Raw genomic sequence first — 12,051 nt, 5'->3', positions numbered from 1 at the left:
GGCGATCAGAATCTATATTCTCGTATCTCACAGTTCTTTATGCCAAATGCTGCGAATTCCTCATTTGTCATATCATTGAAATACGACTGTACTATTCTTGATATTCCATTGTGGGCAACCAGAAGATATGTCTTCCCGGAATCTTCCGACTCAGCCTTAAGCTCATCTAACAGATTGTACACCCTCTGACACAGATGAACCATGGTCTCTCCGCCCTCATAGTGATCCAGAAAATGCGTCTTCGCCTTGGCGAATATAGCGCCGTTTCTGGCTGTTCCCTCGTATTTGCCAAAACACTGCTCACGGAGTCTCTCCTCGGCTCTCATAGGAATTCCTGTTATCTCGGATATATGTCTTGCCGTCTCCGAAGCCCTGACCAGAGGCGAATACAGGATCTCATCTATGTGATAATCTCCATTCTTTATCATCTCACCAAGCTGCTCCGCCTGCTGATGTCCAAGCTCTGTGAGTTCAATATCCGTGGCTCCACATATCTTGTTTTCCACATTCCACACGGTCTGCCCATGGCGGGTGAAGAACAGTCTTGGGCCAAACTTCTCAACAAGCACTGCCTTTGCATCGTCATATCCCTGTGTTATCCTCTTCTCAACACCTTCAGGCGAAAAGTCAAGCATGCCATCTATGGCACCACCAAGAGGAATGGACGGATATATATGTATCATCTCTGCATCATCGTATCTGTCGGTCTTCCTCTCATCGAGATGCACCACGACAAATTTTCTGTAGCCCTCATCATAGAGAGGCTGTATTGGCACATTATCTCCCCCAAGGAAGAAGCCTCCATCATAATACTTTGTCTTGTCTATCGTCTCCATAGGGAATATGACCGGTATGGCTGAAGAAGCAAGAAGTATACGTTCTATCTCCTCTGGTTCCATGCCTGACAGCTGGAATCTCTCAGGAGTAGGCTTGCCCTCCACATTGAGACATGTAGCATAACAGCTCATGTCACTGTTCGACACACCATCAAGTACTGGTGAATTCTCCAGTATGTCCATAAGTCCTTCTCTGGAGAAGAAGCCATCCTTTATCCTCATGCCTTTTGCCACAGCATCCAGTCCTATGCACTCTATTGCACTCTGTATGACTGGATTGTCTATGGTCGTGAGCTTCTCCTTGATGGACTCAAACCATTTGTTCCTGTTGTCCTCGTCTATATCCTTGTTAGACAGTATCCTGTCGTTGGTTATGTCGTACCACATCTGTGTAGCCTTATCCAGATCGCCGCAAGCGTACAATGCCGCATTCAGTGCGCCTACCGAGCTTCCTGATACCGCCTTTATATCGATCACATCTCTGTACTCCTCAAGAGCCTTCCACACTCCGATCTCATAGGAGCCACGGCCACCACCGCCACCGAGCACCAGACCGTATCCTTCCTTAACCGGCACATCCGGCTGCCCGTCCTGACCGCCCAGTTCCGTGTAATGTATCTGCTTCTTCTGCGATATAGTCTCCTCTATCGCCTTATGAAGCTCCCCGGCCTTTTCCTTTATCTCCTCTGTTCTCTCCTGAAGCTCCTGTATAACCTTTTCTTTATCCATATATTAATCCCCCTTACTATTCCATAATAAAGCTGCTCTATCCAATATTGTCATCTGATATATCCACCAATTATGATCATATGTGTGTTTCATTTTAACATGTCAGCAACTATACCCACAACCTTATACTCACTATATTCAGAAGCTTTACCATTTATAGAACATTTATTTACGCTTTATATATTATTTCTTTTATGAACATATTTCTTTAACATCCGATACACAGAATGTACACAGTACCATCTTATTATATATACAGATTGATGAGGACAGCAGATGTGCGACATGCCCAGGCAGCACCAGCGTATCTGCCGTCACTCAAACTATCAACAATCCAATTTATATAGATGGGAGGCCGGATACCTCACAAGTCCGGTCACAACACCTAAAACCTTCCTTTATAACTTTTATAAAAAAGACGGATATCAGACAATGAAACTTTTACCCATTTTCCATTTCTGACATCCGTCTTTTTGTATATATCAATTATTCTACAAGTATTTGTACAAGGCACTGCCACTCTCAGCCCTGCCGATCATGCTAAGTGCGGTCCTGTCTCATGGTGTACCACCATTTGAAAACTGCACTTCCAATGATGATCACATATCCTATAATGCTCAGCATGTCAGGGATCTGATCTAGGAATACAAATCCCAGTATAGCCGCAAATATGACCTGACTGTAGTCAAATACCGATATCTCCCTGGCTGGAGCCTTCTGGTATGCTGCGGTTATACTGAACTGTCCACCAGCCGCCGCAAGTCCGGCACAGAGCAGGCACACAATCTGCTGCCATGTCATAGGTGCGTGGTCCAATATGATAAATGGAAGCGTCACCAGACATGAGAATACAGAGAAACACATGACTATGACCGGTCCGCGCTCCCCCTGTTTTCCAAGCTTTCTCACATAGGTGTAGGCTATCCCTGCCCCAAGGCCGCCTGCCACACCAACCATGGCATACAGAAAATCCATATGAAACGAAGGCTTCACAACGAACAAAGCACCTGTAAATGCCAATGCCACGGATGCCCACTCTATCTTATTTGCCTTCTCCTTGAGCACAAAGTACGATGCTATGATCGCAAAAAACGGAGACAGCTTGTTGAGGATATTTGCATCCGCTATGTTGAGCTTGTCGATTGCATAAAAATTGCAGATAAGTCCTGTCGTTCCACAAATACTTCTCGCCGCCAGCCCCGGCCAACTGCTCTTCTTTATCTTGAATTTCTCCTCAGTCCTCATGAGCATGGCAATGGCCACAACAGCGGCCACTGCATTTCTGAAAAATGCCTTCTGCATAGTTGGCAGATCTCCAGACAGTCTCACGAAGAAGGTCATCAGTGAGAAAAAGAACCCTGCCATGATTATGAACAGGATTCCCTTGTATTTATCTTTTATTACCAGTCTTTTTGCCATTTGATCAACTCCCGATAATGATAAAATGCCACCAGGTCCCGCAGCACTTTATCTATTTGAAAGCATCATCCTTGAGCCCATGCTCATACAGATACTGCTCCCACAGACTGTAATACTGCGCCTGCAAATGTATGTCATCCCAGGTATAGTCCTTTACAAGACCACCCTTGCCATCGTCCACAACCGTATTCATATCCAGATAGAAAAGCTTTATTCCATCAGCATATGCAGCTATGGCACCATTCTTGTCATCGATATTGTCATTGTTCACAATATCGTGGCTTGCCGAATAGTCGCTGGATACATGCATGCAGCCCATCATAAAGATCACTGCGTCCGGCTGAAGCGCCTGTATCTGGGTCACCGCATCGATATATGTGGATGCGTATGTCTCCGTATCATATCCAGCCTCATTTATACCAAGCATGATGTATATCTTCCTGAATTGTTTGCTTTGCAGCAATTCCGTGAGTGTCTTGGTTCCATTTGCGGCTATCTTCTCCCCCATCAGTCCAAATGAAGTAAGGCCCTCCATATATGCAAATTCTGCATTGTCCAGTCCGGAATACAACGCCAGTCCTTCCACTCTGGAATCACCTATGAACAGAGCATCGTCAAAATAAGACTTGTCAACCTTTATATATGGGTACTGGGTCTCAAGAGCGATCTGTGTGAGATCTCTGTAGCAGCTATTTCTTGCCTTTCTCTTCTTAACCTTCTTGTATTGAGTCTGTCTTGTCACCGGAGCAGCCGAACCGCCTGTATCTATGGTTGCTTTTTCCGTAGTTGCCTTTTCGGTGGTCGCTTTCTCTGTAGATTTCTCTGTTGTCTTCTCCGTGGATGCATTCTCAGGAGTCTGCTTCTCCGTGGATTTCACCTCCGTTGTCTGCTCCTCTGCAGCCTCACTGCCCATGGACTCCGACGTCAGCTCGCTCTTTCCCGGAGCATCCGTGCTTGTTGCGTCAGTTCCGGTTGCCACCCTCTCATCAAGCAGCACAGTCTGGGCCATAGGATGATGAAAGCTGACATCCCATTTGTACACGCCAAGCGCAGCTCCCACATAACCGCCTGCGGTAACTATCACGCCGGATATTATGAGTATCGAGAACAGTGGACAGCCTTTTATCATTTGCCATAATTTCTTCATCTGCCCACCTCCTAAAATCTAAAATAAAGGAATGGATTGGAGCCACCCTTTGCTATCTGATATACACAGAACCAGAACAGTGTGAGCATTATAAGCTTGCATACCCAGTTCTTGTAGAATTTCTCTATGAGCTTTCTAGGCCACGGTGTACAGAAGATCACGCAGATCAGCAGCAGCCACCAGTATGTGTGTCCCAGCATGATCAGCTTGTCCATGGCATGTGTGGTGACTGATCCCTCTATGTTCATGCCAAACATTCTCTTCAGGTACAGTCCCAGAAGCTTCAGATCAGATATGTTAAATATTGTCCATGATATCGGTATCAGGAAGAACATGTACACATGGCCAAGAACCTTCACCTTGTCAAATACCTTGCCAAGGAACAGCTTCTCCATGAGAAGGAACACGAACAGGAACAAGCCCCATATCAGGAAATTCCAGTCCGCACCATGCCACAATCCGGTAAACATCCACACAGTGAACATGGCAAGTATCATTCTGAGCTTTCCCTTTCGGTTGCCGCCCATCGGTATGTACACATACTCCCTGAACCAGCGTCCGAGTGTAACATGCCAGCGTCTCCAAAAATCTGTGAGGGAATGTGCCATATAAGGATCGACAAAGTTCTCCGGTATCCTGAAGCCAAGTATAAGGCCAATTCCTATTGCCATCACGGAATAACCCATGAAATCAAACAGGAGCTGGAATGAATATCCCCATGAACCAAGCCATGCGGTCACAGTGTTTATTCCATAAGGGCCAACCGTCTGCACATCGTTCCACAGACTGGCTATCTTATTTGCCAGAAGCACCTTGTACGCAAGTCCCAATACGAACAGTGTCGCACCGCGCTCTATATCGTCCGCCTTGACCTCTCTGTGATCCAGCTCAGGCTTCACCTCATCGTAGTTGACTATAGGGCCGGCTATGAGCTGAGGGAACATGCTCACATATGTTCCGAACTTGATTATACTCTTGTCCGCCTGATACTTGAGCCTGTACACGTCAAATATATACGATGTTATCTGGAACGTATAGAAGCTTATTCCAAGCGGCAGTGTGATCGCCACGCTATCAAATATCTTTGTTCCCGCTGCAGTGTTTATTATCTCTATAAAAAAGTTGATATATTTGAATATGAACAACATTCCAAAATCAAACACCATAGCCACCGCCAGCCAGCAGTTTCTCTCAAATGAACAGTCGATCTCCGAATATACTTCTATATCATAAAAACGCTTGATTCGTCTTGCCACCGAATAGTTAAATATAATAGAAAACATCATCAAGAACACGTATATGGGTTCGCCATACGCGTAGAACACAAGGCTGCCTAAAAGCAGTACAACATTCCTGTACTTCGGCTTTGTCACAAAATAGATAAGCAAAAATAAAGGCAGGAATCTAAATAAGAACTCCATGCTCGAAAAAACCATAATATACTCCTTAAATAAATACTCAGTCCAGTGTGAGTATAAATACTTTTACCACTTATGTCAACCGACACTAATCCTATTTTTTCTTAAAAAAACTATTGTTTTCGACATATTTTCTCACCACCACAACATATGGTACTTCGCCCATATCCACGCCCCTATTAACATAAAAAATGCGTGATCCATATTTCATGAATCACGCATTTTTTCTCTGTTCTATATATGATCATATTAATATCTTATGATATGACACATATCCCTGTGCCATGTCTCAGCCTCATCTTACAGATAATCAAGTGGGTTGACATATGAGCCATTCAGGAATACTGAGAAGTGGCAATGTGTTCCTGTTGAATATCCTGTTGAACCTGCGTACGCAATGGTCTGTCCCTGTGAAACCACATCGCCAACGCTTACTGCAAGTGATGAGTTGTGAAGGTACATCGTCACAAATCCATTACCGTGATCTATCATAACGTAGTTACCACCACTCTCGCCCCACTCGGCTACCGTTACAACACCTGAATCAGCCGCTGCGATAGGCACTCCGTATGAACATCCTATATCTATACCCATATGATTGGAGCTTGCTCCTGCTGTCGGTGACTCTCTAGGTCCGAAGTAGTCTGTGATAGGTCCTGATACAGGCCATATGAACCGACCTGAACCGGTTGTTGAACCGCCATTGTTACTTCCACTGTTGTCGCTGTCACTGCCTGAGTTATCGCTTCCACCGTTGTTATCCTGCTGCTGTTGTTCTGCTTCTCTCTGCTTACGCTCCTCCTCAAGTCTCTGCTGTTCCTGACGCGCAAGCTCTGCCAACTTGTCATCCAGCTCTGACTCCTGCTTTGCGTATTCAGCCGCAAGAGCTTTCTGCATCTCAACATCATCACTGTACTTGTTGATCTCCGCATTCTTCTGGCTTATAACATCGTCGAGGTCTGCCTGCTTGGTCTCCAGGTCTGCCTTTACCTTCTCTACATCCGCCAGATCATCCTTGAGTGTCTGCTGATACTCTGCTATGTCATTCTTAGTCTTTACCAGCTTGTTGAGCTGCTTCTGGTCATATGTGCTGAGCTGATCAACATACTCAGACTTGTTAAGACTATCCTCAAATGAAGCCGATGACATAAGTGCATCTATGTAAGCAACATCGCCCTCCTCGTAGAGGTACTGTATCCTCTTCTTCATCGCCTCATACTGATTATCCTCACTGACCTGAGCCTCTGCAAGCTTTGTCTGAGTCTCATCTATCTCATTCTGAAGATCCTCAGCCTCCTGCTTCTTCTCCACGATCTGTGTGCTTATATCTGTGGCCTGCTTATCGAGCTCATTTACAGCCGCTGTAAGCTTGTCTACCTTCTTCTGATACTTCTCTGCGTTTGCATTCGCCTCTTCCTGAGCCTGCTGAGCCTCTTCCTTCTGCTGCTCAACCTCCTCCTTGGTCTCCTCAGCATGCACGCTGAACACAGGAGCCGCAAATATGGATGTAAACGACATGAGCAGTGCTCCGGTAGTAACCACTGCCACCTGCATACCTTTCTTCTTTATCTTGTATAAATCTATTCTCATCATTCATGCCTCCTAAACGCATTTCATAATGTTATTATCTTTTTGCCCTACTTATCAGCATTATAACACATATTGTCCCTAAAAAAGTAATAACAATTTGTGAATTTTTTGTGCATTGCTCTGACCGCATTTAACACTACACTCTCAAGTGCTTTCTTGTGGTAAGAATACTTCCTACCAGACCAACACCGATACCGAGCACAAGTCCGACCGGTACCATAGTCCTGAACAGATCCTGCTGGCTCACAAATGCGAACAGCGTTGTGACAACCTTGAACCTTCCGGCAACGTATGTCAGTATCTTATCGTACATGTAGTACAGAAGGACCAGGGGTATAGCCGAACCGACCGCGCCTATGATCACACCCTCTATGATGAACGGTGCTCTTACAAATACATTTGTCGCACCGATCAGCTTCATGATCCCTATCTCTTCCTTTCGCACTGTGATACCTATGGTGATCGTGTTACTTATAAGGAATATAGATACCAGCATCAGTATCACAACTATTCCTATGGATGCATATCCCACAAGGGATGACAGTGTCGTGATGCTGTCCGCAGTCACGTCAGAACTCTTTACCTTTCTGACTCCTGAAAGGCCCTGGGCAAATGCCACGAACTCCGGCTGTCTTGATACATCCTTGAGCGTGATCTCATATGACGCAGCATTCTTTAACGGGTTATCTCCGCCAAATGCATTCTTTGCAACCTGTGGATCATCGTAGTTCTGATCTGCAAACTTGTCCCATGCCTCATCGGCTGAGATGAAATCCATCGTCTCAACATAATCGACCGTTCTTATCTGTTCACCTATGAGCTGTATGGTCTCATCGGACGCATCCTCGTCGAAGAATACAGATATGGTGACTGTCTTCTCAAGCTCCTGCATACCTGACTGGAAGTTTACAACCACCGCATATATGATTCCGAAAAGGAACAGACATGATATGATGGTTCCCAGTGATGCAAGTGAGAACAGTATGTTTCTTCTTATATTCGCAAAGCCCTGTCTGAGGACATAGAAAAATGTACTAATCTTCATCTATGTAGCCTCCTTCCTTCTCATCACTGATTATAACGCCCTTCTTCAAGGTGATAACTCTCTTCTTCATCTCATTGACGATATCCTTGTTGTGGGTTACCACAACAACTGTGGTTCCTCTCTTGTTAATATCCTCAAGGAGGTTCATGATATCCAGTGAGTTCTTAGGATCAAGGTTTCCTGTAGGCTCGTCCGCCAGTATGATGTCCGGATTGTTGACCAGTGCTCTCGCCATGGCAACTCTCTGCTGCTCACCACCTGAGAGCTCCTTCGGGTATGATTTGTATTTGTCTGCAAGTCCAACCAGCGTCAGCATGGCCGGAACTCGTCTTCTTATATATCTCGCCGGGGTCTGGATGACTCTCTGTGCAAATGCAACATTCTCGTATATAGTTCTGTCCTTCAGAAGCCTGAAGTTCTGGAATACGACTCCAATCCTTCTTCTGACCTTCGGTATATCCTTCCTCTTGATCTTGCCGTAGTCGTATCCGGCAACAGTGATATTGCCCTCCGTAGGATCGAGCTCCTTGAGCAGAAGCCTGAACAGAGTGGTCTTGCCCGAACCACTGCTTCCAACGATAAATACGAACTCGCCTTTCTCTATATTAATATTGACATTCTTGAGTGCCTGATTGCCCCCAGGATATGTCATACTCACGTTCTCTAATTCAATCATAATATCTGTAGTCTCCTTCGACCTGTATCTTTATTTTTCTCCCCTTTACTCAATCCAAGCAGAATTGTAACAATTCTGTAACATTTTGTCAAGCGTTACCATATATTACATTTCTTAATTCTTTTTCGACCTTTCGCGGCATTACATCGTCTCCATTTTTTCGCTGTTTTCACAAAATTGTGACATGAAATTTACGGAAATTACACTATTCAAATTGACCTTAGTGTAAATAAACTTTATAATATTTAACTAAGAAAAAATATGGGAGGATTATTACTTATGGATAATCAAAAAGAAGCCATTCGTGATGCACGTAAGCTTGGAATTCCAAAGATGCTTTTACTTGGATTCCAGCATATGTTTGCCATGTTTGGTGCAACAATTCTTGTTCCGCTTCTCGTAAACGGATACTTCGAGGGTCAGGGACTCTCAATTCAGGTAACTCTTGTATGTGCCGGTCTTGGAACACTGTTCTTCCACTTATGCACAAAGCTTAAGGTACCTGCTTTCCTCGGTTCTTCATTTGCATTTCTTGGAGGTTTCTCCACAGTTGCAGACCTTAAAACAGGCATATTCAAGGACATGCCAATGGGCGAAAAGCTTCCATATGCATGTGGCGGTATTGTGGTTGCAGGACTTCTGTATCTTGTACTTGCACTGATCGTCAAGCTTGTCGGCGTGAAGCGTGTCATGAGATTCCTTCCACCAGTGGTTACCGGACCTATCATCATATGTATCGGTCTGAGCCTCGCACCATCAGCTATATCAAACGCATCCACTAACTGGCTGCTTGCATTTATCGCACTGGCTGTTGTCATTGTGTTCAACATCTGGGGCAAGGGCATGTTCAAGATCATACCTATCCTCATGGGTGTACTTATCTCATATGGCGTTGCACTCATACTTCACTTCTGTGGTATGACCAACCCTGATGGTTCAGCAATACTCAGTTTTTCTGGAGTTTCAGACGCACATTTTCTCGGTCTGCCACCTTTCCAGATCTGTAAATTTAACTTAACTGCCATACTTGTCATGGCTCCTATCGCCATCGCTTCCATGATGGAGCATATAGGTGATATATGTGCCATATCAGCAACTGTAGATCAGAATTTCCTTGAGGATCCAGGTCTCCACAGAACACTTATCGGTGATGGTCTGGCAACATCTCTCTCCGCACTCTTTGGCGGTCCTGCCAACACAACCTACGGAGAGAACACAGGAGTTCTCGAGCTCAGCCGCGTTCACGATCCAAGAGTTATACGACTGGCTGCCATTTTTGCAGTTATTCTCGGTTTCATACCTAAGGTTGCAGAAGTCATCCGCTCAATGCCTTTCGCCATCATTGGCGGCATAAGTTTCATCCTCTACGGAATGATCTCAGCCATAGGTGTAAGAAATGTGGTTGAGAACCACGTAGACTTCACGAAGTCAAGAAACCTGATCATCGCAGCCGTTATCATGGTATGTGGACTTGGTTTCAAAAATGGCCTTACATTCACGATCGGAGGCACAACTATCACTCTTACAGGACTTGCCCTCGCAGCTATATCCGGCATCCTGCTGAACGCTATACTGCCTGGTAACGACTATACATTTGGTGAGAACACCAAGGGTGATGTAAGCCGCGGACTTGGAATGAATCCACAGAACTCTGACATTGAGGCATAATAATTATCTGTATATTATTTATTAGGAGGTTACACAATATGACAGATTACACAGTTATGACACATCCACTTATTCAGCATAAGATTTCAAAGCTCAGAGATAAGAACACCGGAACTGCCGAATTCCGTGCACTTGTTGAAGAGATCGCCATGCTCATGGGATATGAGGCTCTGAAAGATCTTCCTACCGAGGATGTATGTATAGAGACTCCTATCGAGGAATGCATGACTCCGGTCATCGCAGGAAGAAATCTTGCGATCGTACCTATTCTCCGTGCAGGACTTGGAATGGTCAGTGGACTTCAGGCTCTGGTTCCTACAGCCAAGATTGGACACATCGGTCTGTACAGAGACGAGGAGACTCATGAACCTCACGAGTACTACTGCAAGCTCCCTGATCCTATCGATGAGAGACTTATAGTTGTCACGGATCCTATGCTTGCAACCGGAGGATCAGCTGTTGCTGCCGTTGATTTCATCAAGCAGCACGGCGGTAAGCATATCAAGTTCATGTCGATCATCGCTGCACCGCAGGGAATTGAGAGACTTCTCAAGGCTCATCCTGACATCCAGCTCTATGTTGGACATGTTGACCGCGAGCTGAACGAGAATGCTTACATCTGCCCAGGACTTGGCGATGCCGGCGACAGAATTTTCGGAACAAAGTAAGATCTTTCAGACATGATATTTATACCAGCAAAGACATGCCGCAGCCCAGCACATATACTGGGCTGCGGCATGTCTTCTCTTCCCAACATTTTCACACTTCTAACATTTTTATTAAGAATTCTTTTTCGATATCCATTTGCAGGCCTTTCATGTTATCATATAGAGACTGGAGGTCTTTTTTATGGAATCACAGAAGAGATATACGAAAAAACAGAGAACACTGGACATTATCGAGAGGCTGAAGAAGGAATATCCTGACACAGTATGCACCCTCGATACTTCACACGCATGGCAGCTTCTTGTCAGTGTCCGCCTGGCGGCGCAGTGCACTGATGCAAGGGTGAATGTGGTAGTCCAGGATTTATTTGCCAAATATCCGGGAGTAAAAGAACTGGCTGCTGCCGATGTCAGTGACATCGAGGCCATTGTGAGACCTTGCGGACTGGGGAAGAGCAAGGCCAGAGATATTAGTGCATGTATGAATATGCTTGTTGATTCCTATGATTGCCAGGTTCCTGACAGTCTAGATGAGCTGCTTAAGCTCCCCGGCGTAGGCCGCAAGAGCGCAAACCTCATCATGGGTGATATCTACGGCAAACCTGCCATTGTAACAGATACCCACTGTATACGCCTTGTCAACCGAATGGGACTGGTTGACGGGATAAAAGATCCGAAGAAGGTTGAGATGGAACTGTGGAAGCTTGTACCTCCAGATGAGAGCAATGACTTCTGTCACAGGCTGGTGGATCACGGCAGATCCGTGTGCACAGCCAGAACGAAGCCACATTGCGACGCATGTTGTCTAAGCGACATATGCAAAAAGATCATCTGATTTATCATACAAACGGAAAGGAG

At 45.3% G+C, this 12,051-nt stretch carries 10 protein-coding genes and 1 pseudogene; 3 read left to right on the top strand and 8 right to left on the bottom strand.

Annotated elements, in window-relative coordinates; genetic code table 11:
* Positions 1 to 5 precede the first annotated feature (5 nt).
* The 8 genes and pseudogenes from DW025_RS15425 to ftsE form a co-directional block, all read right to left on the bottom strand.
* Entirely contained in the window at positions 6 to 569 is a 564-nt protein-coding gene (locus DW025_RS15425) for a histidine phosphatase family protein (protein ID WP_334290611.1), read from the bottom strand.
* Between the two features lie 201 nt (positions 570 to 770).
* Positions 771 to 1,565: pseudogene (locus DW025_RS15420) on the bottom strand (patatin-like phospholipase family protein); the annotation flags it as partial.
* A 540-nt stretch (positions 1,566 to 2,105) separates the two neighbouring features.
* Positions 2,106 to 2,984 carry a DMT family transporter gene (locus DW025_RS00665; protein WP_118758032.1) on the bottom strand — a complete coding sequence of 293 codons (879 nt, stop codon included), beginning with the start codon at positions 2,982 to 2,984 and terminating at the stop codon, positions 2,106 to 2,108.
* 52 nt (positions 2,985 to 3,036) lie between these two features.
* Positions 3,037 to 4,131, bottom strand: a complete 1,095-nt coding sequence (locus DW025_RS00660; protein WP_119998137.1) for a GDSL-type esterase/lipase family protein — start codon at positions 4,129 to 4,131, stop codon at positions 3,037 to 3,039.
* Positions 4,132 to 4,142: 11 nt separating this feature from the next.
* A complete protein-coding gene (locus tag DW025_RS00655; RefSeq protein ID WP_119998135.1) occupies positions 4,143 to 5,567 on the bottom strand; it encodes an MBOAT family O-acyltransferase in 1,425 nt (474 codons plus the stop codon).
* Positions 5,568 to 5,849: 282 nt separating this feature from the next.
* Positions 5,850 to 7,142, bottom strand: coding sequence for a murein hydrolase activator EnvC family protein (locus tag DW025_RS00650; protein ID WP_242992703.1), 1,293 nt, complete (start codon positions 7,140 to 7,142; stop codon positions 5,850 to 5,852).
* 133 nt (positions 7,143 to 7,275) lie between these two features.
* The gene (gene ftsX, locus DW025_RS00645) at positions 7,276 to 8,184 is read right to left on the bottom strand and encodes a permease-like cell division protein FtsX (protein ID WP_015533677.1); all 909 of its coding nucleotides are present in this window, start codon (positions 8,182 to 8,184) and stop codon (positions 7,276 to 7,278) included.
* The gene (gene ftsE / locus DW025_RS00640) at positions 8,174 to 8,860 is read right to left on the bottom strand and encodes a cell division ATP-binding protein FtsE (protein ID WP_022216898.1); all 687 of its coding nucleotides are present in this window, start codon (positions 8,858 to 8,860) and stop codon (positions 8,174 to 8,176) included. The genes ftsX and ftsE overlap by 11 nt, the downstream gene beginning before the upstream one ends.
* Before the next feature lie 279 nt (positions 8,861 to 9,139).
* Between ftsE and DW025_RS00635 the strand changes: the two genes are divergently transcribed.
* From DW025_RS00635 to DW025_RS00625, 3 genes are all read left to right on the top strand, one after another.
* Positions 9,140 to 10,528: a uracil-xanthine permease family protein gene (locus tag DW025_RS00635; RefSeq protein WP_118758031.1), complete on the top strand. Its 1,389-nt coding sequence runs from the start codon at positions 9,140 to 9,142 to the stop codon at positions 10,526 to 10,528.
* Positions 10,529 to 10,566: 38 nt separating this feature from the next.
* A complete protein-coding gene (gene upp / locus DW025_RS00630) occupies positions 10,567 to 11,196 on the top strand; it encodes a uracil phosphoribosyltransferase (RefSeq protein ID WP_015533675.1) in 630 nt (209 codons plus the stop codon).
* Positions 11,197 to 11,377: 181 nt separating this feature from the next.
* Positions 11,378 to 12,028, top strand: a complete 651-nt coding sequence (locus DW025_RS00625) for an endonuclease III domain-containing protein (RefSeq protein ID WP_015533674.1) — start codon at positions 11,378 to 11,380, stop codon at positions 12,026 to 12,028.
* The last annotated feature ends 23 nt before the right edge of the window (positions 12,029 to 12,051 follow it).

Source organism: Coprococcus sp. AF38-1 (genome assembly GCF_003603945.1).
Classification (GTDB): Bacteria; Bacillota; Clostridia; order Lachnospirales; family Lachnospiraceae; genus Coprococcus; species Coprococcus aceti.
The sequence above is the reverse complement of the archived record's forward strand: the minus strand, read 5'-3'. Positions and strand labels throughout refer to the sequence as shown.